The 16,975-nt window shown below is 70.2% G+C and carries 21 protein-coding genes; 13 read left to right on the top strand and 8 right to left on the bottom strand.

Translation table 11 applies throughout. From position 1 onward, the window contains the following. Positions 1-89: 89 nt before the first annotated feature. Both glpK and N5096_RS08590 read left to right on the top strand, forming a co-directional pair. Entirely contained in the window at positions 90-1,622 is a 1,533-nt protein-coding gene (gene glpK, locus N5096_RS08595) for a glycerol kinase GlpK (RefSeq protein ID WP_267663985.1), read from the top strand. Positions 1,623-1,649: 27 nt separating this feature from the next. Continuing rightward, positions 1,650-2,708 (top strand): DUF7973 family transport facilitator, encoded by a 1,059-nt coding sequence (locus N5096_RS08590; protein ID WP_267663983.1) that lies wholly within the window; start codon positions 1,650-1,652, stop codon positions 2,706-2,708. Positions 2,709-2,725: 17 nt separating this feature from the next. Here the strand turns inward: N5096_RS08590 and N5096_RS08585 are convergent, their stop codons facing one another. Next, a complete protein-coding gene (locus N5096_RS08585; RefSeq protein ID WP_267663982.1) occupies positions 2,726-3,127 on the bottom strand; it encodes a hypothetical protein in 402 nt (133 codons plus the stop codon). Between the two features lie 157 nt (positions 3,128-3,284). Here N5096_RS08585 and N5096_RS08580 point away from each other — a divergent pair, with 157 nt between their 5' ends. From N5096_RS08580 to N5096_RS08570, 3 genes are all read left to right on the top strand, one after another. After that, a complete protein-coding gene (locus N5096_RS08580; RefSeq protein WP_267663981.1) occupies positions 3,285-3,491 on the top strand; it encodes a hypothetical protein in 207 nt (68 codons plus the stop codon). A 94-nt stretch (positions 3,492-3,585) separates the two neighbouring features. Then, positions 3,586-4,758, top strand: coding sequence for a Cdc6/Cdc18 family protein (locus N5096_RS08575; RefSeq protein WP_267663980.1), 1,173 nt, complete (start codon positions 3,586-3,588; stop codon positions 4,756-4,758). A 127-nt stretch (positions 4,759-4,885) separates the two neighbouring features. After that, on the top strand, positions 4,886-5,569 hold the full coding sequence (locus tag N5096_RS08570; RefSeq protein WP_267663978.1) for an HAD-IIB family hydrolase: 684 nt from the start codon (positions 4,886-4,888) through the stop codon (positions 5,567-5,569). A 316-nt stretch (positions 5,570-5,885) separates the two neighbouring features. Here the strand turns inward: N5096_RS08570 and N5096_RS08565 are convergent, their stop codons facing one another. Next, positions 5,886-6,170 (bottom strand): DUF357 domain-containing protein, encoded by a 285-nt coding sequence (locus N5096_RS08565; protein ID WP_267663976.1) that lies wholly within the window; start codon positions 6,168-6,170, stop codon positions 5,886-5,888. 107 nt (positions 6,171-6,277) lie between these two features. Here N5096_RS08565 and N5096_RS08560 point away from each other — a divergent pair, with 107 nt between their 5' ends. The 5 genes from N5096_RS08560 to N5096_RS08540 are packed head-to-tail and all read left to right on the top strand — an operon-like array spanning position 6,278 to position 9,875. Next, positions 6,278-7,003 carry an RNase P subunit p30 family protein gene (locus N5096_RS08560; RefSeq protein ID WP_267663975.1) on the top strand — a complete coding sequence of 242 codons (726 nt, stop codon included), beginning with the start codon at positions 6,278-6,280 and terminating at the stop codon, positions 7,001-7,003. Then, positions 6,987-7,616 (top strand): class I SAM-dependent methyltransferase, encoded by a 630-nt coding sequence (locus N5096_RS08555; RefSeq protein WP_267663973.1) that lies wholly within the window; start codon positions 6,987-6,989, stop codon positions 7,614-7,616. The genes N5096_RS08560 and N5096_RS08555 overlap by 17 nt, the downstream gene beginning before the upstream one ends. Positions 7,617-7,618: 2 nt before the next feature. Beyond that, the gene (locus N5096_RS08550; protein ID WP_267663971.1) at positions 7,619-8,098 is read left to right on the top strand and encodes an Rpp14/Pop5 family protein; all 480 of its coding nucleotides are present in this window, start codon (positions 7,619-7,621) and stop codon (positions 8,096-8,098) included. A gap of 4 nt (positions 8,099-8,102) precedes the next feature. Then, complete coding sequence (gene psmA / locus N5096_RS08545; protein WP_267663969.1) at positions 8,103-8,903, top strand: archaeal proteasome endopeptidase complex subunit alpha; 801 nt, start codon at positions 8,103-8,105, stop codon at positions 8,901-8,903. A gap of 54 nt (positions 8,904-8,957) precedes the next feature. Then, a complete protein-coding gene (locus N5096_RS08540; protein ID WP_267663967.1) occupies positions 8,958-9,875 on the top strand; it encodes an SDR family oxidoreductase in 918 nt (305 codons plus the stop codon). Between the two features lie 2 nt (positions 9,876-9,877). Here the strand turns inward: N5096_RS08540 and N5096_RS08535 are convergent, their stop codons facing one another. Continuing rightward, positions 9,878-10,387 carry a DUF7984 family protein gene (locus N5096_RS08535; RefSeq protein WP_267663966.1) on the bottom strand — a complete coding sequence of 170 codons (510 nt, stop codon included), beginning with the start codon at positions 10,385-10,387 and terminating at the stop codon, positions 9,878-9,880. A gap of 231 nt (positions 10,388-10,618) precedes the next feature. Between N5096_RS08535 and N5096_RS08530 the strand changes: the two genes are divergently transcribed. From N5096_RS08530 to N5096_RS08520, 3 genes are all read left to right on the top strand, one after another. Beyond that, positions 10,619-12,544, top strand: coding sequence for a beta-CASP ribonuclease aCPSF1 (locus N5096_RS08530; RefSeq protein WP_267663965.1), 1,926 nt, complete (start codon positions 10,619-10,621; stop codon positions 12,542-12,544). Between the two features lie 75 nt (positions 12,545-12,619). Beyond that, the gene (locus N5096_RS08525) at positions 12,620-12,991 is read left to right on the top strand and encodes a methylglyoxal synthase (RefSeq protein ID WP_267663964.1); all 372 of its coding nucleotides are present in this window, start codon (positions 12,620-12,622) and stop codon (positions 12,989-12,991) included. 76 nt (positions 12,992-13,067) lie between these two features. After that, the gene (locus N5096_RS08520) at positions 13,068-13,586 is read left to right on the top strand and encodes a DUF7332 family protein (RefSeq protein WP_267663963.1); all 519 of its coding nucleotides are present in this window, start codon (positions 13,068-13,070) and stop codon (positions 13,584-13,586) included. Positions 13,587-13,649: 63 nt separating this feature from the next. Here the strand turns inward: N5096_RS08520 and N5096_RS08515 are convergent, their stop codons facing one another. The 5 genes from N5096_RS08515 to N5096_RS08495 form a co-directional block, all read right to left on the bottom strand. Continuing rightward, positions 13,650-14,261, bottom strand: a complete 612-nt coding sequence (locus N5096_RS08515; RefSeq protein WP_267663962.1) for a DUF6517 family protein — start codon at positions 14,259-14,261, stop codon at positions 13,650-13,652. A 95-nt stretch (positions 14,262-14,356) separates the two neighbouring features. Further along, positions 14,357-14,677, bottom strand: coding sequence for a transcription factor S (locus N5096_RS08510; RefSeq protein WP_267663961.1), 321 nt, complete (start codon positions 14,675-14,677; stop codon positions 14,357-14,359). Between the two features lie 81 nt (positions 14,678-14,758). Then, the gene (locus tag N5096_RS08505; protein ID WP_267663960.1) at positions 14,759-15,565 is read right to left on the bottom strand and encodes an alanyl-tRNA editing protein; all 807 of its coding nucleotides are present in this window, start codon (positions 15,563-15,565) and stop codon (positions 14,759-14,761) included. 77 nt (positions 15,566-15,642) lie between these two features. Then, positions 15,643-16,440, bottom strand: a complete 798-nt coding sequence (locus N5096_RS08500) for a DUF7289 family protein (protein WP_267663959.1) — start codon at positions 16,438-16,440, stop codon at positions 15,643-15,645. Continuing rightward, entirely contained in the window at positions 16,437-16,886 is a 450-nt protein-coding gene (locus N5096_RS08495; protein WP_267663958.1) for a DUF7266 family protein, read from the bottom strand. The genes N5096_RS08500 and N5096_RS08495 overlap by 4 nt, the downstream gene beginning before the upstream one ends. Between the last annotated feature and the right edge of the window lie 89 nt (positions 16,887-16,975).

Raw genomic sequence — 16,975 nt, 5'->3', positions numbered from 1 at the left:
CGACCGGGACGCGACCCCCTCGGGTGCCGCCCGAGGCGGGATCGGCGGCGTCGCCGGACGCGGACCAGCGCCACAGGAGGGATCCAAACATGACACAGTACGTCGGTGCGATAGACCAGGGGACGACCGGCACCCGATTCATGGTGTTCGACCATGAGGGCCAGGTCGTCGCGAACGCGTACGAACAGCACGAACAGATCTACCCGAACCCGGGCTGGGTCGAACACGACCCGATAGAGATCTGGGAGAACACCAAGCAAGTCGTCCTCGACGGTCTCGCGGACGCCGGACTCGAGGCGAGCCAGCTCGAAGCGCTCGGGATCACGAACCAGCGCGAGACGACGATCGTCTGGGACAGAGACTCCGGGAAGCCGGTCCACAACGCCCTCGTGTGGCAGGACCGGCGGACGACGGATCGCGTCGAGGAGATCCAGGAGGCGGGCAAGGTCGAGGAGATCCGCGAGAAGACCGGACTGGAGTGCGACGCGTACTTCTCCGCGACCAAGACCGAGTGGATCCTCGACAACGCGGAGCCGCTCAAGATGCAGAGTTCCCGCGGCGGCGACCTCCGTGAACGCGCTCGCGAGGGCGAGCTCATCATGGGCACGATCGACTCGTGGCTCATTCACAACCTGACGGGGAACCACATCACGGACGTCACCAACGCCTCCCGGACGATGCTGTACAACATCCGGGAGATGGAGTGGGACGACGAGCTCTTAGACGAGTTCGACGTGCCGAGGGAGATGGTCCCCGAAGTCCGTCCGTCCTCGGACGACGACTACTACGGCCACACCGACGCGGACGGGTTCCTCGGCGAAGAGGTCCCCGTGGCCGGGGCGCTGGGCGACCAACAGGCCGCGCTGTTCGGACAGACCTGCTTCGACAAGGGCGACGCGAAGAACACCTACGGTACCGGTGCGTTCTACCTGATGAACACCGGCGAGGAGGCCGTCGCGTCCGACAACGGCCTGCTCACGACGGTCGGGTTCCAGATGTCCGGCGAACCCGTCCAGTACGCGCTGGAGGGGTCGATCTTCATCGCCGGCGCGGCGATCGAGTTCCTCGAGGACATCGACCTGATCAACAACGCCGCCCAGACCGCGGAGCTGGCTCGGTCGGTCGACTCGACCGACGGCGTCTACATGGTCCCGGCGTTCACCGGGCTCGGCGCCCCGCACTGGGACGGCCGCGCTCGCGGGACCATCGTCGGGATGACCCGCGGGACGAGCAAGGAGCACATCGTCCGCGCGACGCTCGAGAGCATCGCCTACCAGACCCGCGACCTCGCGGAGGCGATGGAGGCCGACTCGGGCGTCGAGATGACGAGCCTCCGCGTCGACGGGGGCGCGGTCAAGAACAACTTCCTCTGTCAGCTCCAGTCGGACATCATCCAGACGGACATCGTCCGTCCGGAGGTCGACGAGACCACGGCGCTCGGCTCGGCGTACGCCGCCGGCCTCGCCGTCGGCTACTGGGACACGGTCGACGAACTCCGCGACAACTGGCAGGTGGACCACGAGTTCAGCCCCGAGAAGGAGCAGGAAGAAGTCGACAAGCTGTACGACCGCTGGGACGACGCGGTCGACCGCTCCCGCGACTGGGCGCAGGAGGAAGCATAGATGAGCGCAGAGGCTTCGGCGTTGCTCATGTCAGCCGACGTACTCGCACAGTGGAACGGAGGCTCGATCAGCGCCGTACTCGATATCCTGCTTGACCCGACCATCTGGCTCGGCGCGGCGGCCGGCGGCGCGTTCGGCGCCGCGCTCGGTGCGCTCCCGGCGTTCATCTTCACCGGCTTCCTCGTCATCGCAGGCGTCTTCGGCGGTGACGCCGCATCGGGCGCCGGCGTCGGCGTCGGTTTCGGTCCCGTCTTCGGGCCGCACATCTCCTTCGCAGGCGGTGCGGCGGCGGCAGCGTACGCGGCGAAAAAGGGCGCGATGGAGTCCGGCTTCGACTACCACAACGCGAAGGATATCGGCTTCGCGCTGGGGAGTCGTCCAGACATCCTGGCCGTCGGTGCGGGGTTCGGTGTGTTCGGCATCGTGTTCGAGCAGACTCTTCGGAACCTCGCGATCCCGACGGACCCGATCGCGTTCACCGTCGTTGCCAGCGCGCTCGTCCACCGAGCGGTGTTCGGCTACTCCGTGATCGGTAACGTCAGCAGCAAAGCGAGCGGCTACTTCGACATGGGACCGTTCGAGCGCGAAGAGATGCGTGACTCGAACGAGGTGCCCGGCGACGGCGACAAGTCCAGCGAGGACCGGCTCGCGGTCGAGCCGTGGCTACCGAATATGTACCAGTGGTCACACGTTGCGGCGATCGGTGCGGTCTCCGGGCTGGCCGCGGCGTACGCCGCGATCCAGACCGGCAACGTGTTCCTCGGATTCGGTATCAGCGCGGCGACGCTGCTGTTCCTGAATCTCGGCGTCGAACGGATTCCGGTCACCCACCACATGACGCTTCCGGGTGCGACGGCGTGGGCCGCGTTCACCGGTGCGGGCTTCAGCGGCACGGTCGGACTGATCGCCGGGGCCGGGTTCGGTCTGCTCGGCGCGGTGATCGGGGAAGCCTTCCAGCGTGTCTTCTACGCGCACGGAGACACGCACGTGGACCCGCCGGCGGCGGCGATCTTCATCACCTCCTCGATCCTCGCCGTCCTGGCGATTCTGGGAGTTCTCGGCTCGATCTGGGTGCCAGGCACATAACCACGGCTTCCAATTTTTCATCCTTTTGGAAGCACCGAGGACAGAACCACGTATAAACCGACACCAGCGATGATCCCGATTCCAATCGAGGTAACAAACCCTTGAGTGAACGCGAACGCGGTGACGGCGACGATCGACAACACCACCAGCCCGATACCAGCGGCGCCGTGGTGATACGCACCGGCCATCGGGTGTTCGCTGATCGACGTCCGGTCCGATTCCGGAACCCGAACGCTCGCGTGATACGGGATATACAGTCGAGTGCCGATACCGGCGGTCGCCGCGGCGATCGATGCGAACTGAACGTCGATGACGAGTTCGCGAACGATGAGGAATGCGGCGATCGCAACGAGCAACGCAACCACCTTGCTCCACTTGTCGGCCCTGACGACCGACTTGTCGAACTCTGGTTCGGACATACTCCACCGGAGACGGGCAGGCAGATTAAGATTGGGGACGTCGCGGCGATCGGCTCCCTCGTCGTCGCCGACGCGACTCGAATCGCCCAACGACGCGACCGGAATCGAGCCGAATCGGTCGGGGGAGATTTAACCTCGCTCGACGTGAGACGGTGGTATGAACGTGGGCACGCTGGGGCTCGAGAAACGCGACGGTCGCAACATGCTCGTGGTCGCGGGAATCGTCACGACCGCGGTGTCAGTGACCGCGGAGGGCCCGGTCGGCGCGCGCGTCGTCGCCGGCGCGGTCGTGGGCATCGTCGCCGCCGCCGTGTTCGTCGCCTCGACTGTACTGATAAATCGGTACAAACCGGACCACTGGTAGCGGGCCGCCCGAGCGAACTGACGGGCCGGGCGACGCGACTGCCTGTGGTTCTGAGTTCGAATCCGTTTTATCGGGGTACCGCGGAGGGGCGACCGTGAATATCGACGACCGGATCGAACGCCGGCTGGGATACGACGCCGGCGCCGGCGTCCTCGTCGACATCGACGCCGTCTCCCCCGTCTCGCACGCCGCGTCCCCGACCGGTCGGGGACCGGTGTTCGAGCGACTGCTCGACGCGTTCAGCCCGGCGTTCTCCGGGTCGCTGCCGCCGAGCACCTACGTCCACGGCCCCAAGGGCAGCGGGAAGTCGGCCGCCGTCTCGGCGCTGTTCGACCGGCTCGCGTCCCACAGCGGCCCGCGTCGGGCGATACAGACCACGACGCGAGCGGTGGAGCCGACGCTGCCGGGATTCGTCTACGTCGACGCGCGGCGCGGCTCGACTCGGTTCCGGCTCTACCACGACATCCTCTCGGAGATCGGCGACGGCCCGATCCCCGAGCACGGGATCGGCACCGACGAGCTCGCCGACGAGCTCCGGAGCGCCGTGCGCACCGGTCCGGACGTGGTCGTCGCGGTCGACCACACGAACGAGTCGGAGACGCCGGACGCGACGACCGTCGTCGACTGGCTGGCCGACGTCAACGGGCACGTCGCGCCCGTTTGCCTCGGCCGGGAGCCGCCCGAGGCGATCGAGTGGGAGCCCGACGAGCGCGTGGCGTTCGAGCCGTACCGCCGGCACGTGCTCGTCGAGCTACTGACGAGCCGGTGTTCGACGGGGCTCGGCCGCGACGCGATCAGCCACGACCAGATCCGCGAGGTCGGCGAGTGGGCCGAGGGCGACGCCCACGACGCGCTCGCCGCGATCACCGGCGCCGCGATCAGCGCGGAGCGGGCCGGCGCCTCGACGATCCGCCCGGCCGACCTCGACGCGGGGATCGAGGAAGTGCCGAGGCCCGGCGCGGCGCTGGGCCGCGTCCTCGCGCTCTCCGAGAGCCGCCGCCGGCTGCTGTACGAGCTCGTCAGTCTGCCGGACGAGGACCGCTCGTCGGTGAGCGCCGCGACCGAGACGATCGCCTCGCGGCCCGCCGTCGAACTCTCGGCGTCCACGGTGCGCCGGGTGCTCTACGAGCTCGCGGACGCGGGGCTGCTCGACCGGGTGACGGTCCGCCGGAGCGACGGGAAGGGCCGCCCCCCGAGTCGGCTCGTCCCGCGATTCCCGACGCTCGTCTTCCGTGAACTGTTCGACCGGCCGTCGTGGTCGGTCTGAGGCGTCCCGCTCGACCAAGCCGCCGCGGGCGGCGCCCGCGGTCCCTCTTCTCGCCGTCGGCGCGAGCGCGGCCGGCGTCGTCGCGTGCGAACGCAAGACAGTTGCGCCCGGCCGCCTCACCGCCGGTATGGTGCCGCCCCTCGCGCTGGACATCGACGGGACGCTGACGACGCCGAGCGGCCGGATCGACCCCCGCGTCTTCGAGCTGCTGCCCGGCTGGGACGCGCCGGTCGTCTTCGCGACGGGCAAGTCGTTCCCCTACCCGGTCGCGCTGGCGCACTTCCTCGGGCGCCCGGAGACCGTGGTCGCCGAGAACGGCGGGATCGCGTACGTCGACGGGGAGACGGCGGTCCTCGGCGACCCGGCGGTCCCGCGGGCCGTCGCGGAGGAGTTCGAGGCACGCGGCGGGGAGATCGGGTGGGGGCCCGGCGACACCGTCAACCGCTGGCGCGAGACGGAGGTAGCGCTGTCGCTCGACGCCGACGAGGCGCTCCTCCGCGAGGTCGCCGCGGCGGCCGACGGCGACGTGGTCGTCGTCGACACCGGCTACGCGTACCACGTCAAATCGCCCGCCGTGAGCAAGGGGGCGGCCCTCGAACGCGTCGCCGACGCGCTCGACGTGGCCCCCGAGGCGTTCGTCGCGGTCGGCGACAGCGAGAACGACGCCTCGACGTTCGGCGTCGTCGGCGAGTCGTACGCGGTCGCCAACGCGGACGCGACCGCCCGCGACACGGCCGACGTCGTCCTCGACGAGTCGTACATGGACGGGACCGCACGCGTGCTGGCCGACCTGCGCGAGCGGGACGAGTGAGGCTTTCTAACGGAGTATCCACCTATAAAGACCGAGCGATAGCCACGTGAGGTCTTATCAATAACCGGTGCCGTGGCGCACGCCTCCGAGCGCCCAGCGGGCGCGAGGAGTCCGTGCGAGGGAGTCGGCGCGGCGCATCTGCGCCGCCCCGACGAGGCTGGGGAGGCGCGAGGTGCGGTCGCGGTGCGGTCGGGCGGGGCTTTGGAGGTGTTCACCGTAGATCTACCAGTCACCATTTATAAGCGATCGAGTGGAGACAACGAGACACTCACGCTCGCGTCACGCGACACGTCGTAACCGCTCACATCGTAACCGCTCACGTCGTGAACAGCTCGCTGTCGTCGGGGACCGAGAAGAGCCCCAGCCGGACGCCGGCGTCGAGCCAGCCGTAGCCGTACGAGTACGACGCGAGCGCGTTCACCGGGTCGTCGCTCTCGCGGAAGTGCCGCCCGTCGTCGAGGTACGACTCGGCCATCTCGACGACGTCGGTCGCGGCCTCGCCGAGAGGCGTCTCCGCCGGCGGCCGCGGCTCCGCGGCCGCCAGGGCGTCGGCGAGCATGCGCTCGTAGCGGTCCGTCTTCTCTGCTAAGTCGGCGCTCATGCGCTCCGATTCCCGCGAGCGGTTTAAAAAGGCCCCGCCGCTTCCGCCCCGCGCCCCCACCGTCCGGAAGCGCAACGACGATACCCCCCGAGCCGAAACGGGCGGGTATGTACGAGGCCGTCCACGCCCACCCCGACGGCGACGCGACCGTCGCCCGCCACGCGGCCACCGCGGCGCGATACGGCTACGAGGGGGTCGTCGTCCGCACGCGGGACGCGCTCGACCCGGCCGGCGAGGACGGCGAGCCCTCAAGCGAGGCGGCCGCGCTCCGCGACGAGTACGGGGTCGACGTCGTCGACGCGGTCGAGATCGACGCCGACGACGCCACGAGCGCGTCGGGCGCGGTCGGCAACTACCGGTCCGAACGCACTGTCGTCTGTCTCGTCGGCGGCGGCGACGGCCTCAACCGCTTCGCGGTCGAGGAGCCGCGCGTCGACGTGCTCGCGCGACCGATGGACGGCCGGGGCGACTTCAACCACGTCCTCGCGAAGGCGGCCCGCGACAACGGGGTCCACGTGGAGTTCGACCTCGGTCCGCTGCTCCGCGCGAGCGGCGGCGGGCGGGTGCGGGCGCTCTCGGACCTCCGGAAGCTCCGCGAGATCGTGGCCTACTACGACGCCCCGCACGTCGTCAGCGCGAACCCGCGGTCCCACCTTGAGCTCCGCGCGCCCCGCGAGCTGGTCGCCGCCGCGGAGGCGGTCGGGTTCGACCCGGAGTGGGTCGGGGCGGGGCTGCGGGCGTGGGGGGAGATCGCGGCCCGAAACCGGGAACGGCGCTCCGAGGCCTTCATAGAGCCGGGGGTCCGACGTGGCAGGTATGAAGAAGACGGTTGAGGAGCACGCCGCGCGCTTCTCCGAGAAGGCCGCCGAGTACGACGATTCGAAGAGCGACGAGTACCACGCCTGCGCGGGCCTCGTGATCGACTACGCCGACCCGGGGTCCGACGACGTCGTCCTCGACCTGGGCGCCGGCACGGGCGCCGTCGCGCTCGCGCTCGCGCCCAAGGCCGGGCGCGTGCTCGCGCGAGACATCAGCGAGGGGATGATGGACGAGGGGCGTCGGAAGGCCGAGGAGCGCGGCCTCGAAAACGTCGAGTTCGCGTACGGCGAGTTCCGGGCCCCCGAGGTTGACCCCGACCGGCGGGTCGACGTCGTCACCTCGAACTTCGCGCTCCACCACCTCGCGGACGACGAGAAGCGCGAGGCGATCCGCGAGATGGCCGCCACGGGGGCGCGGCGGGTCGTCCTCGGCGACGTGGCTTTCTTCGAGGACCCGGACCCCGAGGCGCCGTTCTACGGCCCCGAGGTCGACGACCCCGCAACCGTCGGCACCCTCGTCGAGGCGTTCACCGCCGAGGGGTTCGCTGTGACGGCCGTCGAGCGCGTCCACGACCAGGTCGCCGTGATCGTCGCGGAGCGGCTCGGCGACGAGTTAGGCGAGAAATAGCGATGAAACACCTCCCCAAACACCTTCGGCCGCGCTGGCGGTACGTCGCCGTCGGGATCGAGACGTGGCCCGACGCCGACCTCGGGCGCCGCGCGTTCCAGCGCGCGCTCTGGTACGCCGCCGGGAACCTGATCGGCGACGCCGGCAGCGCCGACGCCGACCTGACGCTGCTGTCCTTCTCGCACGGCGACGGGGCGGGCGAGGCGGTGATCAAGGTGCGGCACGGCCACGTCGCCGAGGCGCGCGCGGCGATCGCCTGCGTGAGCGAGGTCGACGGCGACCCGGTCGGGATCCACGTCCGTGGGATCTCGGGGACGGTGCGTGCCTGTGAGGAAAGATATATGCGTCGCGCGGACCCACTTTCAACACAGCGAGACGTCGCGTTCGGGGATGCCGAGCGATCTGCCGTCGTGCGCGGGGACGCGTGCGACGTGCGGGTCGAGTCGGGGTACGTCGGCGCGGCGGCGTTCGACATCGAGTGATATCATGCAGGGCCAATCCCAACAGCAGGCGTACGACCGAGGAATCACTATCTTCTCTCCCGACGGCAGGCTCTACCAGGTCGAGTACGCCCGGGAGGCGGTGAAACGCGGGACGGCGAGCGTCGGCGTCCGGGCCGAGAACGGCGTCGTCCTCGCGGCCGACAAGCGCGCCCGCTCCCCGCTGATGGAGCCGGAGAGCATCGAAAAACTCCACAAGGCCGACGACCACGTCGGCGTCGCGAGCGCGGGCCACGTCGCCGACGCCCGCCAGCTCATCGACTTCGCGCGCCGGCAGGCGCAGGTGAACCGGCTCCGCTACGGCGAGCCCGTCGGCATCGAGACGCTGACGAAGAACATCACCGACCACATCCAGCAGTACACGCAGGTCGGCGGCGCGCGCCCCTTCGGCGTCGCGCTGATCGTCGGCGGGATCGAGGACGGCGAGCCGCGCCTCTTCGAGACCGACCCGTCCGGCACCCCCTACGAGTGGCAGGCGCTCTCGATCGGCTCCGACCGGAGCGACCTCCGCGACTACCTCGAAGAGGAGTACGAGGAGGGCCTCTCCACCGAGGAGGCGCTCGGGCTCGCGCTCGACACCCTCGCGCAGTCGAACGACGGCGAGCTGGCGCCCGACGGCGTCGGCGTCGCCACGATCACCGTCGACGACGACGACGGCTACAGCGAGCGGTCGAACGAGGAGATCGAGGCGATCCTCGAGGAGCGCGACCTGCTCGCGAGCGAGGAGGACGAGGAGGCCGACGCCGAGGACGGCGACGACGCGGACGAGGCGGACGACGAGGAGTAAGGCGCCCGCCGCTGGACCTTTTACCACGGACCTCGGCCCGCGGTCGGGAGAGTTATGCCGGCGGGGGCCGACCGTCGACGCGTGCAGAAGACGGTACTCATCACCGGCTGTTCCTCGGGTATCGGCCGCGCCGCCGCGCACGCGTTCAACGACGAGGGGTGGACCGTGTACGCGACCGCGCGGAACCCCGCGGACGTCGAGACGCTGGGCGAGGCGGGCTGCGAGCTCGCCACGCTCGACGTCACCGACGGGTCCGACGTCGACCGCGTCGTCGACCGGATACTGGACGAGGAGGGCGCGATCGACGCCCTGATCAACAACGCCGGGTACGGCCAGTTCGGACCGATCGAGGACGTGTCGACCGAAAAGGTCCACGAGCAGTTCGACGTGAACGTGTACGGGCCCCACCGACTGATCAAGGCGGTGTTGCCGGCGATGCGTCGCGAGCGCGAAGGGACCATCGTCAACGTCTCGTCGGTCGCGGGACGCGTCTCGTTCCCCGGGGGCGGCGTCTACTCCGGCTCGAAGTTCGCGGTCGAGGCGATGTCGGACGCGCTCCGCAACGAGGTCGCCGAGTTCGGAGTCGACGTCGTCGTCGTCGAGCCCGGCCCGGTCAAGACGAACTTCTCGAAGCGCGCCCAGGAGGAGGCGGGCGTCGATCCGGATCGGGACGGGGACGACGCGGGCGAGGACCGCGCGCCGGACGCCGAATCCGGCGACGGTCTCGACCGCACCGGCGCCTACGAGGAGTTCTACGCGATGTTCGAGGACGCGAAGCTGATCGGCGGCGACGGTCCCGGGGCCGTCGAGCCCGAGCTGGTCGCTGACGCCATCTACGACGCCGCGAGCGCGACGCGGCCCCCGGCGCGGGTCCAGCCGGGCACCGCCGCCCAGGTCGGCGTGTTCGCGCGGTTCCTCCCCGACGCGCTGCTCGATCGCGGGTACGAGTTCGTCCGGAAGTTCACGTCGTGACCTCACTCCTCGGGCGCTGAACCGACCGCGAACGGGCTCTTCGTCTCCCGCCACTCGCAGCCCGGGAGCCGCGTCTGAAAGCCCGCGGCGAGCGCGGCGTCGAGGTCGTCGGCGCCGGCCGTGCCCGCGCCGTCGGCGGTCTCGTCCTCGCTCACGCGGACGTCGACGAAGTGGAACGTCGCCTGCGCGAGCAGCGAGAGCGGTCGGCCGCCGGCGACGGTCGCCGCCAGCTCGCGGCCGAGGACCTCGTCGACGACGAAGCCCGGGTAGTCGCCCGCGACGTCGAGGTCGCGGAGGAGGGCGACGCAGCCGGCGACGTTGACCGCGACCTCGCCGTCGGCGAAGACGGCGTCGACCTCGCCGCGGTACGCCTCGCGGGTCACGGGGTCGACGTCCGTCTCGAACAGCGCTCCGAGGCGCTCGCGGGTCTCGTTGATGACGGGGACGACGACGGGCGCCCGGTCGCGGACCCACGCGCGCTCGTCGCGAACGGTCTCGGGGGTGACGCGCATGCGGGCTCGAACGCCGGGACCGGGAAAGGGGTTTGCCCTTTGCGAAGGGTTTTATAATAACCGGGCAGTACGTCCTTATAAGCGGGTTTTCGACGGCTGTTCCCGCACGGAACCACCTACGGACAGTACTACCACTATGCCTCTCCCGTCACGGTCGACCGTTCGGCGACGAGCCACGGACCGGCGCGCTGGCGCGTTCGACGGCGGCGGCGACCCCACCCGCGGTAAGATATGAGCCAAGTCGACAAGCAGCTCGATACCCTGAAATCAGAGATCGAACAGGAGATTCCGAACGACATCACGGTCACCGACGTCAAGTACGAGGGCCCGGAACTAGTCGTGTACACTCGCGACCCGAAGCAGTTCGCCGGCGACGGCGACCTTATCCGCCGGCTCGCCTCCAAGCTCCGGAAACGAATCACGGTCCGCCCCGACCCCAGCGCCCTCTCCCCCCCGGCGCGCGCCGAGGAGGAGGTCCGGGAGGTGATCCCGGACGACGCCGGCGTGACCGACCTCGACTTCCACGAGGACACCGGCGAGGTCGTCATCGAGGCGGAGAAGCCGGGGATGGTGATCGGCCGCCGCGGCTCCACGCTGCGCGAGATCACCCAAGAGGTCGGCTGGACCCCCGAGGTCGTTCGGACGCCCCCGATCGAGTCCTCCACCGTCTCGAACGTGCGCGGCTTCCTGAAGAACGAGCGCGAGGAGCGCCGCGACATCCTCGAGCGCGTCGGCCGCCAGATCCACCGCGAGGAGATGTCCGACGACGAGTGGGTCCGGATCACGACGCTCGGCTGCTGTCGCGAGGTCGGTCGCGCGGCCTTCATCGTCTCGACGCCCGAGACGCGCATCCTCGTCGACTGCGGCGACAAGCCGGGCGCGGAAGGGGAGGTACCGTACCTTCAGATCCCCGAGGCGCTCGGGGCCGGCGCGGCGACGCTCGACGCCGTCGTGCTCACGCACGCCCATCTCGACCACTCGGCGCTGATCCCGCTCCTGTTCAAGTACGGTTACGACGGTCCGATCTACACGACCGAGCCGACCCGCGACCTGATGGGCCTGCTCACGCTGGACTACCTCGACGTCGCCGCCAAGGAGGGGCGGACGCCGCCGTACGAGTCGGCGCAGGTCCGCGACGCGATCAAACACACCATCCCGCTGGAGTACGGCGACGTCACCGACGTGGCGCCCGACGTGAAGCTCACCTTCCACAACGCAGGCCACATTCTCGGGAGCGCGGTCACGCACTTCCACATTGGCGACGGGCTCTATAACATCGCGTTCTCGGGCGACATCCACTACGAGGACACCCGCCTGTTCAACGGCGCGGTCAACGACTTCCCCCGGGTCGAGACGCTCGTCCTGGAGTCCACCTACGGCGGCCGCGACGACTACCAGACCGACCAGGCCGACTCCGAGGAGGCGCTCAAGGAGGTCATCAATGAGACGTACGAGCAGGACGGGAAGGTCGTCATCCCCGCGTTCGCCGTGGGGCGCTCGCAGGAGATCATGCTCGTCTTGGAGGAGGCGATGCGCGAGGGGGAGATCCCGACGATGCCCGTTCACCTCGACGGGATGATCTGGGAGGCGACCGCGATCCACACGACCTACCCGGAGTACCTCCGTGACGACCTCCGCGACCGGATCTTCCACGACGACGAGAACCCGTTCTTGGCGGACCAGTTCAACCACATCGACGCCGGCGAGGACGAGCGGCAGGAGGTCGCCGACGGCGACGAGTGTATCGTCATCTCCACCTCCGGGATGATCGAGGGCGGGCCGATCATGTCGTGGCTCCGCCACATCGGCCCCGACCCGGACTCGAACCTCGTCTTCGTCGGCTACCAAGCGCAGGGGACGCTCGGCCGCCGGATCCAGAACGGCTGGGACGAGATCCCGGTCGACGGCTGGGGCGGCGGGAGCCGCGGCGACACGCTCACGCTGCAGATGGGGACGGAAGTCGTCGACGGCTTCTCCGGCCACGCCGACCGGCAGGGGTTAGAGAACTTCGTGAAGACGATGAACCCGCGCCCCGAGAAGGTGCTGTGCGTCCACGGCGACGAGCGCTCCGTGCAGGACCTCTCGTCGGCGCTGTACCACGACTACAACATGCGGACGTTCGCGCCGAAGAACCTGGAGACGTTCCGGTTTAAATAGTCCGACCTCGGCGGAGTTTCCCCCCCGCGTTGCGCCGACGCGAGTTTTTACATTGCGACGCGGCGACGTCGACTCATGCGCATCGCGCTCATCGCTCACGACGAGCTGAAAGACGAGATGGTGGAGTTCGTCACGAAACACGCCGCGGCCCTCGACGAGTGCGAGCTCGTGACGACGGGGACGACCGGGAAACGCATCGCGGACGAGACCGGGCTCGCCGTGAACCGGCAGTCGTCGGGTCCGTACGGCGGCGACCTCCAGATCGGCGCGATGATCGCGAACGACGCGATCGACGGCGTCGTCTTCCTCCGCGACCCGCTTACGGCGCAGGCGCACGAGCCGGACATCTCCGCGCTGCTGCGCGTCTGCGACGTGAAGGACATCCCGCTGGCGACCAACGTCGCCTCCGGCGAGCTGCTCGTCGAGGGGCTGCTCGGTTCGACGTGACGCCGGTCCGCCGCCGAGTATCAGATCGGATATCGGGGCCGCGGCGTTTTAGGTCCGCCCGTCGTACCTCGCACAGATGACTCGCCACCCGATGGCCCGGCTCGCGGCGCTGGCGGCCGCGCTGGTCCTCCTCTCGGCGCTCGCCGCGAGCGGCGCGGCCGTCGGGGACGCGGCGGCGCAGACGGGCGGTGACACCCCCGAGGACGGGGGGTTCGACGGCGACACTTCCGACGACGCCGCCACGCCGCCGACCCGGTGTTTCGCGGGGGACGGACGCCCGATCTCGATCGGCGAGAGGGGGGCGACGATCGACGCGATCGTCCACCTCTCCGTGCTGACCGACCCCACGGCCGGGAACGAGTTCGGGCTGGAGGCGGTCGGCTCCATCGGCGGCGACTCGATCGTGACGCTCGCCGCGGGCGTCCGGCTCACCGCGCGGGAGGCCGTCGCGAACGGGATCGACCCGTTCGCGGCGTTCGACGTGCTGTACGCCTACGAGCTCAACCTCCCGATGTTCGGGGGCGCGATCGACGATCCCGACTACCGCGACGACGGCTCCCCGATCGAGTCGGGCGCGGGAGCCGTGGACTGCTGATCCGGTCCGAGAGCCGCGGCTCGCGGCTCCTAATCCCGCTACTCGTCGCTCGGCGGCGCCCCGCTACTCGCCGCCTTCCCCGTCGTCTCCGTCCGCCGGAGACCGGACGCCGCGAACGAGCCGCAACAGCTCTCGCCGCGCGTCTCCGGCGCTCCGACCCGGCGGGTACGCGTCTGCGTCGAGCGCGTAGGCGCCCCCGGCGAGAAGGTACTCGTCGGTCGCCCAGACGGCGAGCAGCGCCTCGATCGGAATCGCGTCGCCCGGGCCGCCCTCCCCGGTGTCGCCGTCGTCGTCTTTTCGGTCGGTCCCGTCGGTCCGGCAGTCCCCGCGGAACGTCCAGAGCGTCGCCCGCGAGCCGGCCGGGTCGTCGACCGCGACCTCGCGGTCCCCCCGGCGCTCGACCGCCTCGATGTCGCGCTCGGCGAGCCGGTCGCGGAACCCCTCTCTGGCCCGTCGCTCGACGAGCCGCGTGAGCGCGGCGTTCGGCGCGGTTTCGGGGCGGATCCGCAGGCGGCTCGCGAAGCAGAAGGGCCGCGGGACCGGGGCGTCAGCCCGCTCGTACCGCACCGTGCTCGCGGTCACGGAGACCGGGCCGGCGGCGAACGGTCTGTCCGTCGTCTCGGTGACGCGTCGCCAGCCGTCGAGGCGGTCGGCGGGCACGACGGGCGGGTCCATGGTCGCCGTTCGCCGGGAGGGTAATTAAAACGGGGCGCGGGTCGGGACGTCGGTGTGCCGCGAGAGCGGGCCGTCGCGAGGCGGCGAGGGCCGGCTCAGTGGTCGTCTTCGCGCCACTTGTGCTCGCAGTCGGTACAGACGAAAAAGCGGGTCTCGGACTCGTCGGCCGCGCGGATCTGCTGCATGTACCAGTAGGCGCGGTCGTTGCCGCACTCTGGACAGTGCGCGGTCGTCTTCGGGAGCCCCTTATCCTCCGCGTCGCTCACGTCGATGACCTCGGACTCGACCTGGGACTCGGTGGTCCACTCGTCGTCGTCGTCGTCGCGCCCGATCTCGTTGCCGCAGGAGCCGCACACCCAGTGGTCCTCGCCCTCGCCGGACTTCATCATCGAACCGCACTCGTCGCAGAACTTCATGGCGGAACCAACCGCGGATCGTATATAAACGACGGGATCGCGGACAAACGGTTCCACCGGGCGCCGACAGCGATCCGCGCGCTATCCGTCCCCGTCGAGGTGCTCGGCGAGCGCGAACTGCACGCGCTCCTCGTCACCGCCCTTCGTCTCCCGGCCGGTGACGACGACCTCGCCGATCTCGGCGGTGTTCCCGACGTGAGTCCCGGCGCAGGCGGTGCGATCGTAGGGGTCGGCGTCGATCTCCGGGCCCGCCTCCGCGGCGCCCGCCGCGCCGACCTCCACGATCCGGAGCTCCTCGATCGAGTCGGGGAGGAGCCCGATGCGGGTGCGTTCGGGGTCCAGCGTCGCCTCCGCCTCGGCCCGGTCCATCAGGTAGCTCGTCACAGGGCGCTCCTCGGCGACGAGCTCGTTGAGCCGGGCCTCGATCCGGTCGAGGTCCGCATCGTCGAAGCGGTCGTACGCTGCGTCGAGGTGCGCCCGGTCGTCGTACAGCTGGTTTCCGGTGGTCGGCGCGTCGAACTGGTTTAAAAGGAGCGCCGACAGCAGGTGCTGAGCGGTGTGGTACTTCGAGTGGGCGCCCCGACGCACCGCGTCGATCTCGCCGACGACCGCTGTCCCGGGCTCGGGCGGCGAGGGCGCGTCTGCCTCCCCCTCGTCCCCCGGTTCGAGGGTGTGGTAGACCGTGTCCTTCTTCCGTACGTCGACCACCCGCCACCGGGCGTCACACCCCTCGTCGGCGACGCGGAGCGTCCCCGTGTCGTGCGGCTGGCCGCCGCCCGTCGGGTAGAACTGCGTTCGGTCGAGGACGACGCGGTCGTCGAGCGCGCGCTCGACGGTCGCCTCGAACGCTGTCACCGTGTCGTCGGCGAGGTACAGCTCCTCGGTCATGTCCGAACGGAGCGGCGCCGCCGGCTTATACCATGCGTCGAGACCCCGAGCGCGTCGGCTTTCGGAACGGCGTCCCGTCAGCGACGCAACGCGATGTCAAGCGCGATCCGGGGGGCGTACACCGCCTCGTCGTCAGTGAGATCGACGACGACGGCGCCGTCGGCGGCGTCCGTCGCCGTCCCGTTGACCGCGAACCCGTCCGTCCGATCGAAGTACCGCTCCCACGCCTCGGCGTACGTCGAATTGATCCGGAGCTGGTAGGGAGCGTCGTTCGCCGTCGCGTAGTCGGGGCCGGTGGTCGAGCGGCGGCTCGCGGCCACCTGCACGGTCCCGTCGCCCCGGACGGTCGGGTCGTCGTCCCCGGGGTACAGCAGCACGAGCGGCAGAGTGGTCCTGTTGTCGGCGGCGACGAACCGCGGCTCCGAGCGCATCACCGCGCCGTCGCCGTCGCCGCGGAACCAGGCGCCCGTCTCGTACGCGACGGTCGCGTCGCCGTTCGCGTACGTCAGCGAGCGGTGCTCACGCCGGAGCACGACGTCGCCGGTCTCGTTCGTCAGCGTCACCGTCGTCGTCTCGGACAGCGACAGCGTGCCGCCGCTGAGCCTGATCTCGGTGGACCTGCCGGGGTCGTCGTAGCGCTGGATGTCACGCAGGTTGTCGTCGAACACGTCGAACGCGCGCTCGACGTTCGCGACCTGCTCGGCCTCCCGTCTGTCCTCCACACCGGTGATCCCGACCGCGAACACCGACCCGATCGTGACCGTGATGAGCGAGAACACGAGAACGTACCCCACGACGTCGCTGACGCCCCGCTCGTCCCCCGCGAACCCGTCCGATCCGCCGATCGAGACGCTCGGCCGACGGCGCCGGGTCACCGCTCCGTCACCTCCAACTCGCCGTCACCGGCCCCGTCGTCGACGTACGCGATCCGAAGCGGTCCGCCCCGCACGCTCGTCGGCGCGACGTCCAGGCGCGCGGCGTGTGGCACTTCGACGCTCGCCGCCGGGGCGTCGGTTCGCAGGGTAACGCTCTCGTTTCCGAACTCGATCCGGTACGGGGTGCCGGCGACCCGGGTCGGAAGGTCGACGGCCACGGAGACGGCCGGGTCGATACCCGACGACGGTCGGTCCTCGGTCGCCGCGCGCGCGAGGCGGTCGGCGCTCTCGAGGTTCGCGACGGCGGTCTCCCCGAGGACGTCAAGCTCGCCGCGGACGGCCCGGTCAGTCTGCGAGTCGACGACGCCACCGACGCCGATCACGACCCCCGAGAGCACGACCGCGCCGATCGCGAGGGTGAGGACGTACCCGACCGCGACGCTCACGCCGCGGTCGTCGTCGCGGAGACGGCTCGTATCGGGCCCGGCGCGGCGATCGCGCCCTCGGTCTCCCGAACCGCCTCGCCGTCCGCCGC

The organism is Halorubrum yunnanense (assembly GCF_026586675.1).
In the GTDB taxonomy this organism is placed as follows: domain Archaea; phylum Halobacteriota; class Halobacteria; order Halobacteriales; family Haloferacaceae; genus Halorubrum; species Halorubrum yunnanense.
This window is presented reverse-complemented; position numbering and strand designations above follow the sequence as displayed.

What these genes read in the sequence shown, in the direction of transcription:
- N5096_RS08555 (WP_267663973.1), top strand. Translation starts at nt 6,987, where the DNA reads ATGAAGAAGACGGTTGAGGAGCACGCCGCGCGCTTCTCCGAGAAGGCC.
- N5096_RS08570 (WP_267663978.1), top strand. Translation starts at nt 4,886, where the DNA reads ATGGTGCCGCCCCTCGCGCTGGACATCGACGGGACGCTGACGACGCCG.
- N5096_RS08505 (WP_267663960.1), bottom strand. Translation starts at nt 15,565, where the DNA reads ATGACCGAGGAGCTGTACCTCGCCGACGACACGGTGACAGCGTTCGAG.
- N5096_RS08535 (WP_267663966.1), bottom strand. Translation starts at nt 10,387, where the DNA reads ATGCGCGTCACCCCCGAGACCGTTCGCGACGAGCGCGCGTGGGTCCGC.
- N5096_RS08525 (WP_267663964.1), top strand. Translation starts at nt 12,620, where the DNA reads ATGCGCATCGCGCTCATCGCTCACGACGAGCTGAAAGACGAGATGGTG.
- N5096_RS08585 (WP_267663982.1), bottom strand. Translation starts at nt 3,127, where the DNA reads ATGTCCGAACCAGAGTTCGACAAGTCGGTCGTCAGGGCCGACAAGTGG.
- N5096_RS08510 (WP_267663961.1), bottom strand. Translation starts at nt 14,677, where the DNA reads ATGAAGTTCTGCGACGAGTGCGGTTCGATGATGAAGTCCGGCGAGGGC.
- N5096_RS08565 (WP_267663976.1), bottom strand. Translation starts at nt 6,170, where the DNA reads ATGAGCGCCGACTTAGCAGAGAAGACGGACCGCTACGAGCGCATGCTC.
- psmA (WP_267663969.1), top strand. Translation starts at nt 8,103, where the DNA reads ATGCAGGGCCAATCCCAACAGCAGGCGTACGACCGAGGAATCACTATC.
- N5096_RS08515 (WP_267663962.1), bottom strand. Translation starts at nt 14,261, where the DNA reads ATGGACCCGCCCGTCGTGCCCGCCGACCGCCTCGACGGCTGGCGACGC.
- N5096_RS08580 (WP_267663981.1), top strand. Translation starts at nt 3,285, where the DNA reads ATGAACGTGGGCACGCTGGGGCTCGAGAAACGCGACGGTCGCAACATG.
- N5096_RS08590 (WP_267663983.1), top strand. Translation starts at nt 1,650, where the DNA reads ATGTCAGCCGACGTACTCGCACAGTGGAACGGAGGCTCGATCAGCGCC.
- N5096_RS08540 (WP_267663967.1), top strand. Translation starts at nt 8,958, where the DNA reads ATGCCGGCGGGGGCCGACCGTCGACGCGTGCAGAAGACGGTACTCATC.
- N5096_RS08530 (WP_267663965.1), top strand. Translation starts at nt 10,619, where the DNA reads ATGAGCCAAGTCGACAAGCAGCTCGATACCCTGAAATCAGAGATCGAA.
- N5096_RS08550 (WP_267663971.1), top strand. Translation starts at nt 7,619, where the DNA reads ATGAAACACCTCCCCAAACACCTTCGGCCGCGCTGGCGGTACGTCGCC.
- N5096_RS08520 (WP_267663963.1), top strand. Translation starts at nt 13,068, where the DNA reads ATGACTCGCCACCCGATGGCCCGGCTCGCGGCGCTGGCGGCCGCGCTG.
- glpK (WP_267663985.1), top strand. Translation starts at nt 90, where the DNA reads ATGACACAGTACGTCGGTGCGATAGACCAGGGGACGACCGGCACCCGA.
- N5096_RS08560 (WP_267663975.1), top strand. Translation starts at nt 6,278, where the DNA reads ATGTACGAGGCCGTCCACGCCCACCCCGACGGCGACGCGACCGTCGCC.